Genomic DNA, 20,338 nt, shown 5'->3' with positions numbered 1-20,338 from the left:
ACCGTCACCGCTCTCCTTGGTTCAGCCTGAGGCTCACCGACAGCGCGTGCGCGTCCAGCCCTTCCGCGCGGGCCAGGGTAACAGCCGCCGGGCCGATCTTTTGAAGGCCCGCCGGGGGCACCTCCAGGATCGAGGAGCGCTTCATGAAGTCCAGCACCGACAGGCCGGAGGAGAAGCGCGCGCTGCGCCCGGTGGGCAGCACGTGGTTGGGCCCGCCGACGTAGTCGCCCACGACCTCGGGCGTGTGGCGGCCCAGGAAGATGGCGCCGGCGTTGCGGATCCGCGCGGTCATGGCGTCGGGGTCGGCGACCGCCAGCTCCAGGTGCTCCGGCGCCACGCGGTCCACCAGCGCGGGCGCGTCCGCCAAATCGGCGACGCGGATGACCGCGCCGTGGTCGCGCCAGCTCTGGGCGGCGATCTCGCTGCGCGGCAACTGCTGCAGGTGGCGGTCCACCGAGCGCTTCACGGCCTCGGCGAAGTCGCCGTCGTCGGTGACGAGGATGGCCTGGGCGGCCGTGTCGTGCTCGCTCTGCGCCAGCAGGTCGGCGGCGACGATGGTGGGATCGTTGTCCCCGTCCGCGACCACCAGCACCTCCGACGGCCCGGCGATCATGTCGATGCCGACGCGGCCGAAGACCTGGCGCTTGGCGCTGGCGACGTAGGCGTTGCCGGGGCCGACGATCTTGTCCACCGGCGCGATCGTCTCCGTGCCGTAGGCCAGCGCGCCCACGGCCTGCGCGCCGCCGATGCGGTAGACCTCGTCCACGCCCGCGATGTACGCGGCGGCGAGCGCCAGCGGGTTCACGTAGCCGCCGGGCGCGGGCACCGTCATCACCAGCCGCTCGACGCCCGCGACCTTGGCCGGCACGGCGTTCATCAGCACCGAGGAGGGATAGGCCGCCGTGCCGCCGGGCACGTACAGCCCCACGCCCTGAACCGGCCGCCAGACGTGGCCCATGCGCACGCCCTGATCGTCGGTATAATCCAGGTCCTCGGGAAGCTGGCGGGCGTGGAAAGCGTGGATGCGATCGCGCGCGAGCCGCAGCGCGTCCAGCGTCTCGGGATCGATGCGCTCCAGCGCCGTCTGCTGCTCGTCGCGGCTCACCAGCATGCCCGCCGGGGTCATGCGGTGATCGTCCAGCAGTTCGGTGAACTCGAGCACCGCCCCGTCCCCGCGCGCCTCCACGGCGCGCAGGATCTCGGCGACGCGGTCGTCCACCTGGGCCGCGGCCTCGCGGCGCGCGGTCAGGAAATCGGCGAACTGCCGCTCGAAGCCCTCGCGGCGGGCGTCCAGCTCATGCGGCATCGGCGGCCTCCCGGAAACGCTCGATCCAGTCGCCGAGCGCGTGCGGCCGCGTCTTCAGCGCGGCGCGGTTGGCGATCAGGCGTGAGGTGACGTTGGCGATGTGCTCCACCTCGACAAGGTCGTTGGCCTTGAGCGTCTTGCCCGAGGAGACGAGGTCCACGATGCGCCGGCACAATCCCAGGCTGGGCGCCAGCTCCATCGCCCCGTTCAGCTTCACCGTCTCCGCCTGCACGCCGCGCGCGGCGAAGTGCTGCTTGGTGATGTTCGGATACTTGGTGGCGATGCGCACGTGGCTCCAGCGCGCGGGGTCGTCGTCCTTTACCAGCTCGCGCGGCTGCGCCACCGCCATGCGGCAGTGCCCGATGCCCAGGTCCACGGGCGCGTAGAGCTCGGGGTAGTCGAACTCCATGATGACGTCGTTGCCCGCCACGCCCAGGTGCGCCGCGCCGAAGGCGACGAAGGTGGCGACGTCGAAGCTGCGCACCCGGATGATGTCCAACTCCGGGTGGTTCGTGGTGAAGCGCAGCTGACGCGAGTCATCGTCCGAGAAGGCCGCCTCCGGCTCGATGCCCGCGTGGTCGAGCATGGGGGCCAGCTCGTCCAGGATGCGTCCCTTGGGCAGGGCGAGGACCAGCTTTTCGTTGGCCGCCGCTTGGTCGGTGGTTGTCGCCTGTGTCTGGGTCACCGCGTGCGCGTGTCCGCCGTTGTCGCTGTCGGTTTCGGGGTCGGTTTCGGGGTCGGCGCCGCCGCGCTCCGGGCGCAGCGCGTCACGACGAGGGCTCGTGCCCCGTATGGGCGGGCGCATCCGCCTCGCCGGCCGCCTGCGAGTGGTCCGGACGCCAACGCGTGGGCCACGGCTCGCCGAGGTCTTCCAGATGGCAGACGATGCCCGCTCCCTGCAAGCGCACCGCGGCATCCTCGGCGAAGGCCAGGGTGACGCCCTCGGCGTCCGGCAGCACCGCGAGCAATTCGAGCACGCGCTCGCCCTCCTGACGCGAAAAGCCGCGGAAGGCGACGCTGCGCACGCGGTCGAAGGCCACGCCCGCGTGGACGCGCTGGTACAGCGGCGCGTCCTCGAAGCGCGCGTCGTCGCCGGCATCGTCCGCGGCCTCGGGCGGCTCCTGGCGCGGCAGGTCCGGCAGGTCCTCCAGCGGCGCCCGCGCCTCCCAGCGGAAGCGGTTGACCACCATGACGAAGCGCCGCTCGCGCGGGAGCTGGTCCATGTCCCGCACGGGCACCAGGGCGTCCTGCAGCACCGCCGAGAGCACGCGGTAGTCCTCGGTGTCGCGCGCGCGAAGCTTGAGCGGCCGGTCCGCGGATGTGTCGCTCATCGTGTGCCTACCCGTCGTCGGGCTCGCGGGTGATGGCGGCGCCGCACGCCGCGAGCTTGTCCACCAGGCGTTCGTAGCCCCGGTCCAGATGGTACACGCGATGGAGCACGGTTTCGCCCCGCGCGGCCAACCCCGCAAGGACGAGGCCGGCGCTGGCGCGCAGGTCGCTGGCCATCACCGGCGCGCCGTCCAGGTGGTCGCGGCCGTGCACCACGGCCGTGCCGCCCTCGACGCGGATGTCGGCGCCCATGCGCTCCAGCTCGCAGACGTGCAGGAAGCGGTTCTCGAAGATCGTCTCGGTGATGACGGACTCCCCGCGCGCCAGGGTCATCAGCGCCATGAACTGCGCCTGGAGGTCCGTGGGGAAGCCCGGATAGGGCTCCGTGGTGACGTTCGCCGCCGCCGGCGTGCCGCCCTGCCCGCGCGCCCGCAGCCCGTCGCCATTGGCCGTGACCTCGACGCCCACCTCGGCCAGCTTGTCCAGCACGCCGGGCAGGTCGGCGGCGCGCGCGCCGATCAGCTCCAGCTCGCCGCCCGTGATCCCGGCGGCCATGGCGTAGGTGCCGGCCTCGATGCGGTCGGGAATGACGGCGTGGCTGGCCCCCGACAGCTCGCGCGCGCCGTGGACCGTGAGCACGTCGGTGCCGATTCCCTCGATCTCCGCGCCCATGGCCATGAGGCAGTGCGCCAGATCGCACACCTCGGGCTCGCGCGCGGCGCCCACCAGCCGCGTCGTCCCGCGCGCCAGCGCCGCCGCCATGAGCACGTTCTCCGTCGCGCCCACGGAAACGTGCGGGAAGACCACCTCCCCGCCCGTCAACCCCCGGGGCGCGCGCGCCACGATGTAGCCCTCGCGCAGCTCGATCGTCGCGCCCAGCGCCTCCAGCCCGCGCAGGTGCAGGTCCACGGGACGCGTGCCGATGGCGCAGCCGCCGGGCATCGACACCTCGGCGTAGCCCTGGCGCGCCAGCAGCGGCCCCAGCACGAGCACGCTGGCGCGCATGCGGCGGACGAGGTCGTAATCCGCGCGCGCGTTCTCGATGCGGCCGGCCTGGAGCGTCATCGCGCCGGGGCCGGTGCGACGCGTGCGCACGCCGTGGTGCTCCAGCACCGTGGCGAGCGTGGTGATGTCGGCGAGGGTGTCGGGCAGGTTCGACAGATGCAGCGGGTCGTCCGTCAGCAGCGAGGCCGCCATGAGCGGCAGCGCCGCGTTCTTGGCACCGCTGATGGGGATGCGCCCCGCCAGCGCCCGGCCGCCCTGGATGCAAATCCGCTCCATCGCGCGCCGTCCGGCCGTTACAGGCGCGGCAGGGTCACGCCCTGCTGGCCCATGTACTTGCCGCTGCGGTCGGCGTAGGAGGTCTCCGGCTGGTCCGCGCCCTGCAGGAAGAGGAACTGGCACACGCCCTCGTTGGCGTAGACCTTCGCCGGCAGCGGCGTGGTGTTGGAGAACTCCAGCGTGACGTGGCCCTCCCACTCGGGCTCCAGCGGGGTGACGTTCACGATGATGCCGCAGCGCGCGTAGGTCGACTTGCCCAGGCACACCACCATCGTGTCCCGCGGGATGCGGAAATACTCCACCGTGCTCGCCAGCATGAAGGAGTTGGGCGGAATGATGCAGTGATCGCCCTCGCGCACCACGAAGGAACTCTGGGAGAATTCCTTGGGGTCGACGATGGCGTTGTCGACGTTCGTGAAGACGTGGAAGCGCGAGCCCACGCGCCCGTCGTAGCCGTAGGACGACAGCCCGTAGGAGATGACGCCGCCGCTTGTGTGCTCGGCGAAGGGCTCGATCATGCCGTCGCGCTGCGCGCGCTCGCGAATCCAGGTGTCGGGCATGACGGACATGGCCGCGGACCTCGTGCATGCGGAGTGGGCCCGGCGGGCGGGCTCACGCGTCGGATTGGGTGGTACGCCGGGCGCGCTGCTGGGCTTTGCGCTTCTTGAGGTTGTCGCGCAAACGGCGCGCAAGCCGCGCTTCGCGGTCCGATTCGGCGGACCGCGATCCCCCGTCGGGCTGATGGCCGGTGCGCTTGCGCGGATGGTCGGTTTCGCTCATGGTGCAAGCGTGATCGCGCCGTGTGGCCGGGTCAAGGCAGGCGCGCGACCACCGTGTGACGACATCAAGGGTCCGACGGCACCATGATCGGGCCGTCGCGCAGCGCTGGCGCGCAGCCATCACACCGCAACGCGATGCCGGGCGGTCGCACCCTTGCATCGCCGGCGCCGGCCTGTCAGGTTCCGCACACTTTCGCGGTCGCCGCGGTAGCTCAGTGGTAGAGCACACCCTTGGTAAGGGTGGGGTCGGGAGTTCAAATCTCCCCCGCGGCACCACCTTGTTCGTTTTCCATCCCACGATGTTCCGCAAAATCATGTCGCGCCGCGGGCCGGCGTGCCGGCCGTGGTGAGCGCCGGCCCAAATCGCTTGTGACGTCGCCGCACGCATCACACAGTCGTGGCACCCGCTGTCCCCAATGAGAGCGCACGCCGCATGCGCATCCTGGTGGTCGAGGACGATCCGGGGGTCGCCGACCTCGTGACCGATGGCCTGCGCCACGACGGCTACGCCGTGGACACGGCGGCCGGTGTGGGCGAAGCGCGGGATCTGCTGGACGTCGCGGCCTACGATCTGCTCGTCCTCGATCTGACGCTTGCCGACCGCGACGGCCTGGAGCTGCTGCGCGCCCTGCGCCACCGCCAAGACACCACGCCCGTGCTGGTGCTCACGGCGCGCGGCCAGCTGTCCGATCGCGTCGCCGGGCTGGATGCGGGCGCCGACGACTACCTCGTGAAACCGTTCGCCCTGGACGAATTGAAGGCCCGGTGCCGCGCGCTGCTCCGCCGGCCGAGCGCCGCCCTGGGCACGGTGATGACCCTCGGCCCGATCCAGTTCGACACGGCCGCGCGCGAAGCCTACCTCGACGGCGCGCATCTGGACCTGGGCCGCCGCGAGAGCGCGCTCTTGGAAGTGCTGATGCGCAACCACGGCCAGGTGGTTACGCGGGAAACGCTGCAGGATACCCTCTACAGCTTCGACGAAGCGGTGACGCCGAACGCGCTGGAAGCGGCCGTGTCGCGGCTGCGCCGCCAGCTCCGCCCGGCGGGCGAGCGCGTGAGCCTCGCCACGGTCCGCGGCGTCGGCTACATCCTGCGGGTGCCATGAGCCGTCCGCACCCCACCCTGCAGCGCATCGTGGTGACACGCCTCGTTGCGGTCGGCGTGATCGCCGTCCTGCTGCAGATCCCGTTGCTGCTGGGCTTCTACCTCACCGACCACGAGGGGCTGCGGCGCGTCGGCGCCGAAGACCTGGCCGACCGCGTGGTCGAGCGCGCCCGCGCGAACGGCCCCGGGGACGGGTTTCCCGGCGGCGCGGTCCCCGCCCACGCCGCCGCGGTGCTGCACTGGTCGGATGCACCGTCCGGGCGGGGCGACGACGACCTGCTCGCCGGCGTGCGCCGGTTCGCCGCGCGATCGCCCGGGATGCCGGAGGGGCTCATCCATCTGGATCTCGGCGACGACCCCGCGTGGCTCGCGGTGCGCCGGACATCGACGCCGCACGGGCCGCTGGTCGCCTATGTCGGCGTGGAAGCGAACGAGGCCGAACTGCAATTCGACGCGCTGACGCAACGCGCGCTGATCGACGAGGCCATCGAGCACGTCGTGCTGTCCATTCTGCCGGTAGCGCTGGTGCTCATCGTGGTCGCCAGCCTGGCGATGCGGCGCGCGCTGCGCCCGCTGGTGCGCGTGGCGCGCGCGGCCGAGGAGCTGGGCGAGAGCGGGCTGGACAGCCGCCTGCCCGCCGACGGCCTGCCGCGCGAAGTCGCCAGCTTGGTCAATGCGGTGAACACCGGCCTGGCACGCCTGGAGCGGGCCACGGCGCGTCAGCGCGACTTCGCCGCCATGGCGGCACACGAGCTGCGCACGCCGTTGACCCGCCTGAAGCTGGAGGTGGATCACCTGACCGACCCGCGCGCCCGGCGCCTGCGCGAACAAATCGACTCGCTGACGCGCACGGCCAACCAGCTGCTTGCCCTGGCGCGCGCGGAAGCCCTGGAAGCCCCCGTGCACGAACGCGTGGACCTCAGCGCGGTGGCGCGCCGACTGGTGGCGGAAATGGCACCAATCGCCCTCGACCAGGGCCAGGAACTCGGGCTGGACGCACCCGACACGCCCGTGACTGTGAACGGGGACGGGGACGCCATCGACATGGCCCTGCGCAACCTGATCGAGAACGCGCTCGCCCACGTCCCCGAGGGTGGCACGGTGGACGTGCGCGTGGGCCCTGGCGCCCGCGTGACCGTGGCCGATGCGGGACCCGGCGTCCCCGATGCCGCGAAACCCGAAATCTTCGACCGCTACCGGCACCGTCCCGGCGGGGGCCGGCGCCGCGGCGGCGTGGGCCTGGGTCTGGCGATCGTGGCCGAGGTCATGGCGGCTCACGGCGGCCGCGCCGAGGTCCACGACAGCGATCTGGGCGGGGCCGCCTTCGTGCTGGATTTCACCGCCCCGGCGCACGCCGCCGAAAAAACCTGACAGCTCGTCAGGTGCTCGTCAGCCGACCCCAGTAGGCTTCTCCCCAGTCAACGCGGCGCGCCCAGCGCGCCAGGGGAGAGCCAGACCGGAGGTCACGATGGACGAGGATCGCGACGATCGCTTCGACGACGACCGGGACGATGCGGGCTTCGACGGCCGCGAGATCGAAGGCACCCGACGTGCCGACACGCTGACCGGGACGCCCGCCGCCGATGTCATCGAGGGCGAGGGCGGTGCCGACACGCTCACGGGCAACGGCGGTGCCGATCGCTTCGAATTCGAGCGCGGCGACGGCAACGACGTCATCACCGACTTCGAGCCCGGCACAGACGTGCTCATCTTCGACGATCAACCCGCGTCGGCCGTCACGCTTGCCGACGGTGACACGGGCGCAGCGGTCACCCACGCCGGCGGCAGCGTCGTGCTCGACGGCGTCAGTGCCTCGGCCGTGCCGGCCAGCGCCATTCGAACCGAAGACGGCGTGCGCGACGAGCGTGACGACGACGACCGTTTCGACGATGACAGCGGCGCGGACGATCGGGATTCCGACGACGACGACCGCGACGATCGCTTTGACGATGACGACGGCCAGGATCGCGAGACGGACAGGGATCGCGACGACGCTCGCGACCGGGACGATGCCGGCAGCGGTGACCCCGACGACGCAAACAGCAACCCCGGTACGCCGGACGGTCCCCCCGCCCCGGATGTCGGCGAGTTGAACGTTCTCACGCTCACCGGGCAGCCGCAGACCCTTTCGCTCGGATTCGATGCCGACGTGCGCGGAACCTCGGCTGCCGAGACGGTTCAGGTTCAACCCGGCGCCACGGTAACCTTCGGCGGCGGTGCGGGCGATGCCGTGGAACTCGGCGGCAGCCTGGCCGATTTCAACGTCGCCGCCAGCGGCAACACCCTGACGCTGTCGAACGGCGGAACGCAGGCGCAAATCGCCCTGAACGGCGAAGTTACCGTCGCCTTCGCGGACGGCGGCGCGACGGCGAGCGTGGTGCCCGGCAAGGCGGGCTTCGCCGTGGCCCTGGGCGGCGAGACCGTGGACGGTTCCTTCGATCCCGGTGGCGTCCAACTCGATCCCGCGTTGGCTTCCGACGTGGCCGCCCCGGATCCGGGCACACCGAGCGGCCAGGGCGTGCCGGCCCTTCCTTCGGAAGGTGGCCCCGCCCCCGTCGCCGTCGGCACCGCGGCCAGCGAGAACATCGACGGCAATCAGGCGGTCGACACGCTGTCCGGTGCCGGCGGCGCGGATCGCTTCATCTTCGATACCGGGAGCAGCTCGACCGTCACGATCGACGACTTCGCCGAGGACGATCAGCTGTTTTTCCAGGGCATCGACCAGCTGGGGGATATCGGCGTCAGGAACGACGATCTCACGGACGGGTCGGTCACGCTGACGGCCGGTGAGGTCACCGTGACCGCGACCAATCTCGGTGCCGACGCGGACAGCCAGATTTTCAACGCCAGCGCCTTCGAGAGTGCGTTCGGCGCCGACGCCCTGGGGTTCGCCTGAACCATCCGGATCGACCCGCGGGCGGGGTCATTCCCCGCCCGGCCCAGGCCGATGGGAGATTGCCATGAAACTGGGAAGCTATGTCGCCCTGACCTTGCTGGCCGGCGCCGTCGCGGTCGGCGGCACGGCCGTGTCGGCGGAGATCGCCGGTACGCCCCTCACGATCGCGTCGGCTGACGGGATGACCGAGACGGACCACGACCGCGACGACCATGAAAGCTCGGAAGGGGACGCCGGCGTGTCCGCGGCCGCGGTTCGCGACACGCTCAAGGCGCATGGCTACACCGATGTCCGCGACATCGACCGCGACGACGGCCGCTACGAGGCGGACGCGCGCACCGCGGACGGCAACCGCGTCGAGGTCGACGTGGACGCCGGAACCGGGCGGATCATCCGCGAGGAGCGCGAGGAATGACCGTTCACGCCACGGGCGGGCACGCGGCGGACACACCGCGCGTGTCCGTCTGGGATCCGTTGCTCCGGGCGCTGCACTGGTCGCTGGCGACGAGCTTCGCCGTGGCCTACCTGACCGGCGAGACGTGGATGAGCGTGCACGAACTGGCCGGCTACGCGATCGTCGCCATCGTCGGCGTGCGCGCCCTGTGGGGCTTGGTCGGTCCACGGCATGCGCGTTTCGACGACTTCGTGCCGGGGCCACGCGCCCTGCTGGCGTATCTTCGGGCCCTCGCAGCCGGGCGCGCACCGCGGCATCTGGGCCACAACCCGGCCGGCGGCGCCATGATCGTGGCGCTGCTGGCAAGCCTGCTTGCCGCGAGCGCGACCGGCATCCTGACCGACAGCCTGGGCAAAGCCGCCGAGGAGCTGCACGAACTGGCGGCGAACGCCTGCCTTATCCTGGTGCTGATCCACATCGCCGGCGTCGTCGCCACCAGCCTGCTGCACCACGAGAACCTGGTCGCGGCCATGATCACGGGACGCAAGCGGTCGCACTAGCTTGGTCCGGCGATTGCGGCACCGGGTCGCCACGCTCCCCCAACCCCCAGAGCCCGTACCCCCGGCTCGCGGCGCCCGGTGCCACCCGGCCCGCGCGGCATCGCCGCGCGGGCCATTCCGGTTGCGGTGCTGCCGCACAGACGGCGCGGCTATTGAAGATCCCCGGGCAGATCGAGGCCCAGGCGCGTGCGGGCGGCGGTCGCCGTTTCGGCGTCGATCGTGGGCGGGCGCAGGTCGACCCCCTCGGCGAGGGTGTCGTGGATGACGCGCAGGGCCTCGACGCGCGCGGCCTTCTTGTTGTCCGCCGGGATCACGTGCCAGGGCGCGCGCTCGGTCGAGGTCAGGCGGATCATGTCCTCGATCGCCCGCGCATAGGCGTCGCGCTGTTCCCAGTTGCGGATGTCGGCCACGGACAGCTTCCAGCGCTTTTCCGGGTCGGCGAGGCGCTTCTTGAAGCGGCGGCGCTGTTCCTCGGCGCTGATGTGCATGAACAGCTTGACGATGTGCACGCCGTCGTCGAGCAGCATGCGCTCGAAGTCGGTGATCTCGCGGTAGGCGCGCTGCCAGGCCGCGCGCTCGGTCAAGGCGTCCACGCGCTCGACGAGCACGCGCCCGTACCAGGAGCGGTCGAAGACGGCCAGGCGGCCCGCTTCGGGCAGGAGTTGCCAGAACCGCTCCAGGTGGTGCCGCCCCTGCCAGCGGGCTGGCGGCGGCCCGATCGACCAGTAGTTGAGGGCGCGCGGCTCCAGCACGGACGCCATGCGGCGGATGACGCCGCCCTTGCCGCTGGCGTCCCAGCCCTCGAAAACGACGATGCCGCGCAGGCCCTGACGCATGTAGGCGAGCTGAAGGGTGCGCAGCGCCGCCTGCAGTGCGACCAGACCATCGCGGTAGCGGCCGGCGAGCTTGGCGCGGGTGGGCACGTCCGCGAGGGTGAACGCGGCGTCCGGCATGGCATCCGGCTGGTCCACGGCACGCCCTCCACCGGCAAACAAACAGCTATGGGGCAGTTCCCCACACCCGGCCCGCCATCGCAAGGCGAAAACGCGGCCGGTGGCGATCGCACGCGCGCCCGCCGGATGACCTCCCCCGAACGGTGCTTTGACGATCGGGGCTGCACAGGTTAGAACAAAACATGAACTTTGAGCGTGAATCATCGGGGCCGGCCGCGGGCCGGGGACTGCTTCATGGCCGACCTGGACCACCTGCGCGCCCGCATCCGCGCGCTGGAACGCGGCAACGCCCCCGATGCGGGCGTGCTGCCGCTGGGCGCCGAAGCGCTCGACACCGCTCTGCCCGGCGGCGGCCTGGCGCGCGCGGCGGTGCACGAGGTGGTGCCCGCGCGCACGGGCTGGGACGACGGCCCGGCCGCCGGGTTCGCACTGGCGCTGGCCGGGCGCGCGCTGGCGCGGGCCGACGGCCCCGTGCTCTGGGTGGCGCGCACCCTCGACCTCTACCCGCCCGGCATCGCCGGCTACGGCGTGCCGCCCGCGCGCCTGCTGTGCGCCCGCGCCCCGGACGACGCCGGGGTGCTGTGGACGCTCGAAGAGGCGCTGCGCTGTCCCGCGCTGGCGGCGGCCGTGGGCGAGGTCGGGCACCTGGGCCGCACGTCGGTGCGCCGCCTGCAGCTCGCCGCCGAGGCGGGCGGCGTGACGGGGCTGCTGCTCCAGCGCCGGCGCATCCCGCCCACGCGCGCCGAGCCCAGCGCCGCCGTCACGCGCTGGCGGGTGGGCGCGCTGCCGCGGATCTCGCTGACGAGCGGGCCGCGCTGGCGGGTGGAGCTGGCGCGCGTGCGCGGCGGGCTGCCGACCGAGTTCGAGGTGATCTGGGATGACGCGACGGGTCGTTTCGCTCTGGCTGCCCCGCTTCGCGACCGAGCGGCGGCGGGCTGATCCTGGCTGTCCCTGGGTGCTGGCGCGCGGCGACGGCGACCGCCTCACCGTGGCGGCCGTGGACGCGCGCGCGGCGGCGGCGGGCCTCACCCCCGGCCTGCCGCTGGCGGAGGCGCGCGCCCAGGTGCCGGACCTGCTCAGCGAGCCCCACGACCCGGCGGCGGACGCGCGGGCTTTGCACCGCCTGGCGGCGTGGTGCGGGCGCTACACGCCGTGGACGGCGCCCGACGGCGGCCACGACAGTGCCGGCGCGGCGGGCGTGCTGCTGGACGTCACGGGCTGCGCCCACCTGTTCGGCGGCGAGGCGGCGTTGCTGGCCGACCTCCTGGCGCGCCTGCATGACCTGGGCCTGAGCGCCCGCGCGGGCCTGGCGGGCACCGTGGGCGCGGCCTGGGCGCTGGCGCGGTTTGCTGGCGAGACGGCCGCGATCTGCCCCGAGGGCGGCGAGCACGACGCCCTGGCGCCGCTGCCGCCGGAAGCGCTGCGCATCGCCCCGGCGCAGGCGGGGATGCTGCACCGCCTGGGGCTGACGCGCCTGGAGGCGCTGTGCGCCATCCCGCCCGAAACCCTGGCGCCGCGCGTGGGCCGAACCGTGGCGCAGCGGCTGGATCAGGCCCTGGGGCGCGCGGGCGAGCCGGTGACCCCCATCGCCCCCGCGCCGCCGCTGCGCGTGCGCCGCGCCTTCGCCGAGCCCATCGGGCGGCGCGAGGACATCCGGGCGGCGATGGAAGAGCTGGCGGCCGCCCTCGCCCGCCGGCTGGAGACGGACCAACAGGGCGCGCGCCGGCTGGCGCTGACGCTCTACCGCGTGGACGGCTCGCTGCAGACCGTGGCCGTGGGCACCAGCCGTGCCAGCCGCGAGCCCGCCCATCTGACGCGCCTGCTGCACGAGCGTCTGGACGAACTGGACGCCGGCTTCGGCGTGGAGGTCGCGACCCTGGCGGCGACGGCGGTGGAGCGCTTCACCGCCGCGCAGGCCGGGCTGGGCACCGGGCGCGAGCGCGACGACCTCGCCGCGCTGATCGACCGCCTGACCGCCCGCCTGGGCGAGGGCGCGGTGGCGCGCCCGCACCCGCGCGACACCCACACGCCCGAGCGCGCCGTGACCTGGATGCCGCCGCTCTCGCGGCCCGGTGCGGATGCCTGGCCGGCCGTGCCGCCGCGCCCCGTGCGGCTCTTCTACCCCGCCCCGCGCCTGGACGTGAGGGGGTACACGTCCGACGGCCGGCCGCGCGCGCTGCACTGGGGCGGGCTGGACCACCGCGTCGCCGCCGCCGAGGGCCTGGAGCGCCTGAGCCCGGCGTGGTGGCGCGCCCCCGAGGCCGCCCCGCGCGATCACCTGCGCCTGGAAACCGACGCCGGCCGCCGCCTCTGGGCCGCCCGCCACGGCGAGCGGTGGAGCGTGCAGGGGGTGTTCGGGTGACACCCGCGCAGCATTGCAGGTCATGACCCGCGAGCTATGTCATTAATCTAGACTTGGATGGAGGTGGGACATGGGTGAGTCCGCGATCGCCAGGCTGTTCCGCAACGGCCGCAGCCAGGCCGTCCGGCTGCCCAGCGCCTTCCGCTTCGAGGGCGACCGGGTGCGCGTTCGCCGCGTCGGGCGCGGGGTGCTGCTGGAGCCCATGTTCACCGACGCGGGTGCGTGGTTCGCCGCGCTGGACGAGGCCGGTGGCGACGCCCCCTTCATGGCCGAGGGCCGCGCCCAGCCAGCCGCGCCGCGGCGCGACATGTTCGCATGAACGCTCTGCTCGACAGCGTCCCAGCGATGGCGCGCATCAAAGATGTTCAGCTACGATGCTGGCAGACGACCGGCGAACGGAGGGGCCGTTATGGCCACGCTGACCATTCGCGATCTGGACGAAGCGACCATCGAGCGCTTGAAGGCGCGCGCGAAGGCGCACAACCGCTCGCTGGAAGCCGAGGTCCGCGACCTGATCACTGCATCGGCGAACACACCCAATTGGGCGAGCTTTCGCCGCGAGGCCGAGCGGATCGCCGCCAAGACAGCCCAGCGCCCCCAGTCCGACAGCGTCGAGTTGATCCGCGCGGACCGCGACAATGATTCGGATTATCGATAGCTCCGTTTTCATCAAATGGTTCATCGCGGAGCAGGCCCACGAGGCGGCATTCGCTTGGCTGGATGACGAAACCACCTTCATGGCGCCGAGCCTGCTGGTGTGCGAAATCGCCAATATTGCCTGGAAAAAAGTCCGGCGCGGCGACATCGATGCGGACGACGGCTATCGTCTCGTTTTCCGATGTGGGGGCGGCCGGATCGAACTGATTCCCGACGAAACCCTGTCCCTGACGGCGTGGCGCATCAGCCGTGCCCTGGACCATCCAGCCTACGATTGCTTTTTCCTGGCAGCCGCGGAAGTGGCGAATGCACATCTGCTGACCGCCGACAAACGACTATGTGCGGCCGTCGCAAACACCGAATACGAGCCGTATGTCCGCGACGTCGTGACCGGCTGATCGCTAATAAAGCCGTATGACCGCCGACCTCGCCGTGACGACCAACTTCAGCTTCCTGCGCGGCGCCTCGCACCCGGACGAGCTGGTGGTGGCGGCGCGCGCGCTCGGGCTCTCGGCCATCGGGGTCGCCGACCGCAACACCGTGGCGGGCGTGGTGCGCGCGCACACGGCCGCGCGCGAGCATGACCTCCCGTTGCTGGTGGGCGCGCGGCTGGTGTTGCGCGACGGGCCGGAGGTCATCTGCTACCCGACGGATCGCGCCGCCTGGGGCCGGCTGTGCCGCCTGCTCACGCGCGGCAAGCGGCGCGCGCCCAAGGGCGACTGCTGGCTCGACCTCGCCGACCTGCCCGCCCACGCCGAGGGCCAGCTCGCCATCGTCGTGCCGCCCGACGGCCCGGAACCGGACCAGACCTTCGCCGACGCCCTCGCCTTCCTCGGCGCCACCTTCCCCGGCGCCTGCTACCTGGGCGCGCGCGTCGCCCTCGACGGCTGGGACGCACGCCGCCTCGCCGCGCTGGACGAGCTAGAGAACAAAACAGGAATGCCGTTGGTGGCGCTGGGCGATGCGGCCATGCACACGCCCGCGCGCAAGCCGCTGATGGATGTGCTGACCTGCATCCGCGAGGGCTGCACGATCGACGAGGCTGGCCGGCGGCTGGCGAAGAACGCGGAAGCCCACCTCAAGTCGCCCGAGCGCCTGGGCGAGCTGTTCCGCGACCGCCCCGACGCCCTCGCCCGCACCGAGGAAATCGCCGCGCGCGTCCACTTTTCCCTGGACGAGCTGTCCTACGAGTACCCCGAGGAAAGCGCCGGCCGCTCGCGCCCGCCGCAGGCCGAGCTGGAACACCTCACCTGGCAGGGCGCGCGCGGCCGCTACCCGGACGGCGTGCCCGAGCGCGTGCAGGACACCCTGCGCCGCGAGCTGGAGCTGATCGGGCAGCTCGGCTACGCGCCCTACTTCCTGACGGTCTTCGACCTCGTCCGCTTCGCGCGCTCGCGCGGCATCCTGTGCCAGGGGCGCGGTTCCGCGGCCAATTCGGCGGTGTGCTACTGCCTGGGCATCACCGCCGTCGATCCCGCGCGCATGGACCTGTTGTTCGAGCGCTTCGTCTCCGCCGAGCGCGGCGAGCCGCCCGACATCGACGTCGATTTCGAGCACGAGCGCCGCGAGGAGGTCATCCAGTACATCTACGCCAAGTACGGCCGCGAGCGCGCGGGGATCGCCGCCACCGTCATCTGCTACCGCCGGCGCGGCGCCATCCGCGAGGTGGGCAAGGCCATGGGCCTGTCCGCCGACACCATCGCCGCGCTGGCCGGCGGCGTCTGGGGCCGCGACGGCGAGGGCGGCGACGCCGAGGGCCTGCGCGCGCTGGGCCTGAACCCGGACGACCCGCGCCTCGCGCAGACCCTGGCGCTGATCGAGGAAATCCAGGGCTTCCCGCGCCACCTCTCGCAGCACGTGGGCGGCTTCTGCATGACGCGCGGGCGGCTGGACGCGGTCGTGCCCGTCGCCAACGCGGCGATGGACGGGCGCACGATGATCGAATGGGACAAGGACGACCTGGAAGCGCTGGGCATGCTCAAGGTCGATGTGCTCAGCCTCGGCATGCTCACCTGCATCCGCAAGGCGTTCGATTTGCTGGCCGAGTACCACGGCGCGCGCCACGGCCTCGCCACGGTGCCGGAGGGCGACGCGGGGGTGTACGACATGCTCTCGCGCGCGGACTCCCTTGGCGTCTTCCAGGTGGAAAGCCGGGCGCAGATGAACATGCTGCCGCGCCTGCAACCGCGCGCGTTCTACGACCTCGTCATCGAGGTGGCGATCGTCCGCCCCGGCCCCATTCAGGGCGACATGGTCCACCCCTACCTGCGCCGGCGCAACGGCCGGGAGGACGTCGCCTACCCCGGCGAGGCGCTGAAGCGCGTGCTGGGCAAGACGCTGGGCGTGCCGCTGTTCCAGGAGCAGGCGATGCAGATCGCCATCACGGCCGCGGGCTTCACGCCCAGCGAGGCCGACCGGCTGCGCCGTGCCATGGCGACCTTCCGCCGCCACGGCACGGTGCACCACTTCCACGAACGGCTGGTGGAGGGCATGGCCGCGCGCGGCTACGACCGCGCCTTCGCCGAGCGCTGCTACAAGCAGATCGAGGGCTTCGGCACCTACGGCTTTCCCGAGAGCCACGCCGCCAGCTTCGCGCTGCTGGTCTACGTCTCGGCGTGGCTGAAGCACCACTATCCGGCGGCCTTTGCGTGCGCGCTCTTGAACAGCCAGCCCATGGGCTTCTACGCGCCCGCCCAGATCGTGCGCGACGCGCGCGAGCACGGCGTCACCGTGCGCCCAGTGGACGTGAACCGCTCCGGCTGGGACTGCACGCTGGAACCCTCGGAAGACGGCCAGGCGCTGCGGCTCGGGCTGCGGCAGGTGGTGGGCCTGGGCGAAGCGGCGGGGCGCGCGGTCGAGGCGGCGCGCGGCAACGGCTACCCGGACGTGCACACGCTCTGGCGGCGCACCGGCCTCGACGCGGGCGCGCTGGAGGCGCTGGCGAACGCGGACGCCTTCGGCTCGCTGGGGTTGGACCGGCGGCACGCGCTCTGGGCGGTGAAGGGGCTTCCGGACGCGCGGCCGCTGCCGCTGTTCGACGGCCTGGACGCGGGCGAGCGCGGGCCGGAGCCCGAGGTGCGGCTGCCCGAGCTGTCCGAGGGCGAGAACGTGGCCGAGGACTACGCCAGCCTGCGCATGACGCTGCGCGCCCATCCCGTCAGCTTCCTGCGCGATGGGCTGCGCGAGGCGGGCTTCGTGCCCACCGAGGCGCTGTGGGACATCGAGCCGAAGCGCCGCGTGCAGGTGGCGGGGCTGGTGCTGGTGCGCCAGCGCCCCGGCAGCGCGAAGGGCGTGATCTTCGCCACGCTGGAGGACGAAAGCGGCATCGCGAACATCGTGCTCTGGCCCGGCGTGTTCGCGCAGTATCGCCAAACCTTCCTGCAAGCCAGCCTGCTGGGCTTGCGCGGCCCCATCCAGCGCGACGGCCTCGTCATCCACCTCGTCGCCGAACAGCTCTGGGATCTCACCGACCGCCTCGCCACGCTCCAGTCTCCAACCTTCGCCAATTCCCTCGCCCACGCCGACGAGGTCAAACACCCCGGCCCGGAGCCGGTGTACCCCTCACGGGATTTTCATTGAGCAACAAAGCTTGTTGCATCGGTTCAGTCACGCACACCGAACCTAGCAACACTAACACATCGTCTATGCCCTCAGAATCATCTTAACTCTATCCAATGATAGCACCAGCTATCCCTCCACGCGCAGCAACGCGCCATTTACTTTCACCATTAATCTTTTTACGTTCCTATGCCAAGGCTTTTTTCGTGACTCCTCCTCTAACCATTCCTTACCTGTCCTCAGATACTCTTTACTTTTCTCATCACCGTATCGCTCGAAATATTGAAGCGCTTGCTCCGCGAATGTCACTACGTGATATGTCTTTCTTTTGTCGTAAAAATAACAATCACGAATGATTTCCATGCTCTTATCCAATGTTTCTCGAACATTCTCCTCTTCCTCATCCGCACCAATATTCGCTTTGAACAATATTATTGCATGAGAATGCCTTATCGACCTTACACGGCCGCCTGTCCGACGGATCGCCTCATCAATCCACCTAAACGCTCTCCGAAAAGCTCGTTTTTCCGCGAGAAACAGAGCAGCCTGCTGATAAATAAACGGATTGTCGTATTTTTCTGAAAGGAACCGATAAAATTCTTCCCCTTCATCAGCGCTCTTAAACGCCCGAACGTATAATTCCGCATCAAATGCTCGCCGCTGAAACACATCAAACCTAGCAATACGTATCGGCGACAAGTTATAATGAAATTGCTTTAAAACATTCTTAAGCAATTCTTGAGGAACCTGATCCAAAATCACCTCTGAAACCCAACTAGACCTTGGAAAAAAGTGATCCTGTTCTGTATCCACCCACGGCCCATCATAGTCAACCACAAACTCCCCAAGCTGTTCTATCAGCCCCTGAATATCATCAATACCATACCCTTCACTACGAACAAAAGATAGAATCATGTCAAACGAAACAGGCGCCCTTGTCATGTGTACGTAACAAATCATAACAAATAATTTTGCTAATTTCGGGTATTTACTATTCAATTCACTAATCACACTTCTATAGCGACGTTTGATCGACTGCGTTTTAATATTTGCATCGACCATCTCAAAAAGAGAGGGCTCCTTATCGCCCTCCATTTTTGGATCTTTCATATTGCCAACTTTAAGATCTTCGGGAAGACTATCGTAGACTTTCTGACGATCTCGATCAGATAATTCGGTTATATTTCTCAGCTTGCATCCGCTTTTATCAACTAAATGAGATACAATCTCGTAATTATACTCTCTTTCTGTAGCAATTACTTGTATATTATTTTTATTCTTTATAAAATTAAACGCTTCTACGCTATCGGACAACTGATCCAAGTATATTATCGCTGGTTCACCATTTAATTTTTGAACAATTTGATGCGCATGTTCGACAGGCATATAATCCGCCATTAACTTATGTTTTTCGTTTGACGTATATGCCGCTGCCTGCATCAGCATAGTTGTTTTCCCACTCGCTGGAAGACCAATCAGTATCGAATTATTGTTCCCATCAATGTCATCTATTAACTTATCCAGATGACTGATTTCAGCGATTTTACCCGAATATATATCAGACCAGACGGGTTTTGCGCCGTTGAAAAAATTATGCAACGGCCGAACAAATTGAACCTCTTCAATACTTGGTATTTTTTCGTCTGGGAACTGAATACTTGTGCTAGATACATTTTGCTTAATGACCTTATTTGCATTAACCCTCGAAAAATAATCTAACAAATCTTCAATATCGCCGCTAATAATGTTGAACCCGAAACTTCTGTAAAAATCAACCACTTCATCTCTCAAATCAGTAACAAGTATCCATTTGGCATTGTTGCCGCCGATATTTCCAAATTTATCGGACAATACTTTCAACGTACTAGCGTCAGACAAACTGTACCCACAGAAAATTGTCGGCATTTCCCGAATTTTTTGCTTCAAAAAATGCCACTGATCAGGATCCTCAGAAAACGCAGACGCCAAATCTTCGGACGAGAACGTTAAACTTGGCCTAACATGATTAACTGTGCCATGAAGAGGCACAAAGTTGACAGCGTATCCAGACGACAACGACGGCCCGCGAAGCGAAAGGTCGTGAATATAGTATTCTGATATATCAAAAAAAACTTTATAAATTAAATCATCTATATTCGTCGTAAAAATGGAGCTTATAGATATGTTTTTCAAATTATAATATTTTTCGGAGAAATTTTTTACCTTGTGGCGATTTATGAGGTATTTCATAAAATGTTCGTCATGTTTAGTACGCAATATCTGAGATATTTGATCTAAGTTGAGATTCCCGTAATGTTCTGGAAACCCGAATTTAGTTATTAGCTCGTCTTTGAGTTCAGAACCCAGTGGAAGGGTTTGATTATTTGCATCCTCAGAAAGCTTAGAAAAACCCGCACCAAGAAATAAATTTACGTTGCTTTTCAGGGCTGCGTTAAGGCTGTTTTCATTTTCGATCTGAAGGCTCATAATATCCTCCAATGGTTTTTGTGGTTTTAGTATAGCTACGCTGCGGGGCGTGTCAACGACCGCGATTATACGTGCTGCGCGTGCATTTCTATGGCCAAAATATAAGGCGTCGTGTTAGGCTTGAATCGGTGGAGTGGGCGTGTTTTTTCTTTATGATGTTCGGTTTACGGACGCTCGCTGATAGAGGGGTGCGTACGAATTCTCTTTGTTATCTCGCCTGCACGCGCTGAAGGGCGATTACCGGGGCTTCTGGGCGATCACGGTTCGCGCGAACTGGCGGATCGTGTTCACGTTCGCGGAAGACGGCGTTCGAGACGTGGATTTCGTCGATTATCATTAGGATGGCTGTGCCATGCGCATGAAGACCCCGCCGCATCCGGGCCGCATCGTGCGGCAGGAATGCTTGGAGCCGTTGGGCCTCACGGTGACGGAGGCCGCGCGGGTGCTGGGCGTGAACCGCAACACGCTGAACAACCTCGTCAACGAGAAGGCCGGGATTTCGCCGGAAATGGCGGTGCGGCTTTCCAAGGCGTTCGGCAGCACACCGCGCACCTGGCTGAGCTTGCAGATGGAACACGATCTCGCACGCGCCGAGGCCGCAGCGGACAGCATCGACATCGCGCCCGTCGCGCGGCCGGACGCCGAGGCGGCGGAGAGCGGTCAGCGCGACCCCGGCCGGACTTGAGGCGCCGC

21 protein-coding genes, 1 tRNA gene and 1 pseudogene are annotated in these 20,338 nt (G+C 68.0%); 15 read left to right on the top strand and 8 right to left on the bottom strand.

Going from position 1 to position 20,338, the window contains the following annotated elements; genetic code table 11:
- Positions 1-4: 4 nt before the first annotated feature.
- From hisD to BLQ43_RS14590, 6 genes are read right to left on the bottom strand one after another with little or no spacing between them, the layout of a single operon-like run.
- The gene (gene hisD / locus BLQ43_RS07145; protein ID WP_090019455.1) at positions 5-1,306 is read right to left on the bottom strand and encodes a histidinol dehydrogenase; all 1,302 of its coding nucleotides are present in this window, start codon (positions 1,304-1,306) and stop codon (positions 5-7) included.
- Positions 1,296-2,111: an ATP phosphoribosyltransferase gene (hisG, locus tag BLQ43_RS07140; RefSeq protein ID WP_090019454.1), complete on the bottom strand. Its 816-nt coding sequence runs from the start codon at positions 2,109-2,111 to the stop codon at positions 1,296-1,298. The genes hisD and hisG overlap by 11 nt, the downstream gene beginning before the upstream one ends.
- Positions 2,074-2,637 carry a DUF2948 family protein gene (locus tag BLQ43_RS07135; RefSeq protein ID WP_090019453.1) on the bottom strand — a complete coding sequence of 188 codons (564 nt, stop codon included), beginning with the start codon at positions 2,635-2,637 and terminating at the stop codon, positions 2,074-2,076. Before BLQ43_RS07135 ends, hisG begins: the two co-directional genes overlap by 38 nt.
- 7 nt (positions 2,638-2,644) lie before the next feature.
- A complete protein-coding gene (gene murA / locus BLQ43_RS07130; RefSeq protein ID WP_090019452.1) occupies positions 2,645-3,916 on the bottom strand; it encodes a UDP-N-acetylglucosamine 1-carboxyvinyltransferase in 1,272 nt (423 codons plus the stop codon).
- 17 nt (positions 3,917-3,933) lie between these two features.
- Positions 3,934-4,485, bottom strand: coding sequence for a dCTP deaminase (gene dcd / locus BLQ43_RS07125; RefSeq protein ID WP_090019451.1), 552 nt, complete (start codon positions 4,483-4,485; stop codon positions 3,934-3,936).
- A gap of 43 nt (positions 4,486-4,528) precedes the next feature.
- Positions 4,529-4,696 (bottom strand): hypothetical protein, encoded by a 168-nt coding sequence (locus BLQ43_RS14590; protein ID WP_176758564.1) that lies wholly within the window; start codon positions 4,694-4,696, stop codon positions 4,529-4,531.
- 200 nt (positions 4,697-4,896) lie between these two features.
- Between BLQ43_RS14590 and BLQ43_RS07120 the strand changes: the two genes are divergently transcribed.
- From BLQ43_RS07120 to BLQ43_RS07095, 7 genes and pseudogenes are all read left to right on the top strand, one after another.
- A tRNA-Thr gene (locus BLQ43_RS07120) sits at positions 4,897-4,971 on the top strand.
- 157 nt (positions 4,972-5,128) lie between these two features.
- The gene (locus BLQ43_RS07115) at positions 5,129-5,800 is read left to right on the top strand and encodes a response regulator (protein ID WP_090019450.1); all 672 of its coding nucleotides are present in this window, start codon (positions 5,129-5,131) and stop codon (positions 5,798-5,800) included.
- A complete protein-coding gene (locus BLQ43_RS07110; RefSeq protein WP_090019449.1) occupies positions 5,797-7,170 on the top strand; it encodes a sensor histidine kinase in 1,374 nt (457 codons plus the stop codon). The genes BLQ43_RS07115 and BLQ43_RS07110 overlap by 4 nt, the downstream gene beginning before the upstream one ends.
- A gap of 97 nt (positions 7,171-7,267) precedes the next feature.
- Positions 7,268-7,393 (top strand): annotated as a pseudogene (locus BLQ43_RS14905) (hypothetical protein); the annotation flags it as partial.
- Between the two features lie 108 nt (positions 7,394-7,501).
- The gene (locus BLQ43_RS07105; protein WP_143006181.1) at positions 7,502-8,695 is read left to right on the top strand and encodes a hypothetical protein; all 1,194 of its coding nucleotides are present in this window, start codon (positions 7,502-7,504) and stop codon (positions 8,693-8,695) included.
- Positions 8,696-8,759: 64 nt separating this feature from the next.
- Positions 8,760-9,110 (top strand): PepSY domain-containing protein, encoded by a 351-nt coding sequence (locus BLQ43_RS07100; protein ID WP_090019447.1) that lies wholly within the window; start codon positions 8,760-8,762, stop codon positions 9,108-9,110.
- Entirely contained in the window at positions 9,107-9,649 is a 543-nt protein-coding gene (locus BLQ43_RS07095) for a cytochrome b/b6 domain-containing protein (RefSeq protein WP_090019446.1), read from the top strand. Before BLQ43_RS07100 ends, BLQ43_RS07095 begins: the two co-directional genes overlap by 4 nt.
- 149 nt (positions 9,650-9,798) lie before the next feature.
- Here the strand turns inward: BLQ43_RS07095 and BLQ43_RS07090 are convergent, their stop codons facing one another.
- The gene (locus BLQ43_RS07090) at positions 9,799-10,620 is read right to left on the bottom strand and encodes a polyphosphate kinase 2 family protein (protein ID WP_176758563.1); all 822 of its coding nucleotides are present in this window, start codon (positions 10,618-10,620) and stop codon (positions 9,799-9,801) included.
- Between the two features lie 216 nt (positions 10,621-10,836).
- Between BLQ43_RS07090 and BLQ43_RS07085 the strand changes: the two genes are divergently transcribed.
- From BLQ43_RS07085 to BLQ43_RS07060, 6 genes are all read left to right on the top strand, one after another.
- Positions 10,837-11,541, top strand: coding sequence for an ImuA family protein (locus BLQ43_RS07085; RefSeq protein WP_090019444.1), 705 nt, complete (start codon positions 10,837-10,839; stop codon positions 11,539-11,541).
- Complete coding sequence (locus BLQ43_RS07080) at positions 11,480-12,964, top strand: Y-family DNA polymerase (protein WP_090019443.1); 1,485 nt, start codon at positions 11,480-11,482, stop codon at positions 12,962-12,964. Before BLQ43_RS07085 ends, BLQ43_RS07080 begins: the two co-directional genes overlap by 62 nt.
- A gap of 70 nt (positions 12,965-13,034) precedes the next feature.
- Positions 13,035-13,283: an antitoxin gene (locus BLQ43_RS07075; protein ID WP_090019442.1), complete on the top strand. Its 249-nt coding sequence runs from the start codon at positions 13,035-13,037 to the stop codon at positions 13,281-13,283.
- 90 nt (positions 13,284-13,373) lie between these two features.
- Entirely contained in the window at positions 13,374-13,622 is a 249-nt protein-coding gene (locus BLQ43_RS07070; protein WP_090019441.1) for a FitA-like ribbon-helix-helix domain-containing protein, read from the top strand.
- The gene (locus BLQ43_RS07065) at positions 13,603-14,019 is read left to right on the top strand and encodes a type II toxin-antitoxin system VapC family toxin (protein WP_090019440.1); all 417 of its coding nucleotides are present in this window, start codon (positions 13,603-13,605) and stop codon (positions 14,017-14,019) included. The genes BLQ43_RS07070 and BLQ43_RS07065 overlap by 20 nt, the downstream gene beginning before the upstream one ends.
- Before the next feature lie 16 nt (positions 14,020-14,035).
- Positions 14,036-17,200 (top strand): error-prone DNA polymerase, encoded by a 3,165-nt coding sequence (locus BLQ43_RS07060; RefSeq protein WP_090019439.1) that lies wholly within the window; start codon positions 14,036-14,038, stop codon positions 17,198-17,200.
- Between the two features lie 108 nt (positions 17,201-17,308).
- On the opposite strand, the gene BLQ43_RS07055 is transcribed toward BLQ43_RS07060, so the two are convergent.
- On the bottom strand, positions 17,309-19,645 hold the full coding sequence (locus tag BLQ43_RS07055; RefSeq protein WP_090019585.1) for an SIR2 family protein: 2,337 nt from the start codon (positions 19,643-19,645) through the stop codon (positions 17,309-17,311).
- 205 nt (positions 19,646-19,850) lie between these two features.
- On the opposite strand from BLQ43_RS07055, the gene BLQ43_RS07050 reads away from it, so the two are divergent.
- Both BLQ43_RS07050 and BLQ43_RS07045 read left to right on the top strand, forming a co-directional pair.
- Positions 19,851-19,985, top strand: a complete 135-nt coding sequence (locus BLQ43_RS07050; RefSeq protein ID WP_090019438.1) for a type II toxin-antitoxin system RelE/ParE family toxin — start codon at positions 19,851-19,853, stop codon at positions 19,983-19,985.
- A gap of 12 nt (positions 19,986-19,997) precedes the next feature.
- Positions 19,998-20,330, top strand: coding sequence for a HigA family addiction module antitoxin (locus BLQ43_RS07045; RefSeq protein ID WP_090019437.1), 333 nt, complete (start codon positions 19,998-20,000; stop codon positions 20,328-20,330).
- Positions 20,331-20,338: the final 8 nt, after the last annotated feature.

This window comes from Limimonas halophila, from assembly GCF_900100655.1.
Taxonomy (GTDB): domain Bacteria; phylum Pseudomonadota; class Alphaproteobacteria; order Kiloniellales; family Rhodovibrionaceae; genus Limimonas; species Limimonas halophila.
The sequence above is the reverse complement of the archived record's forward strand: the minus strand, read 5'-3'. Positions and strand labels throughout refer to the sequence as shown.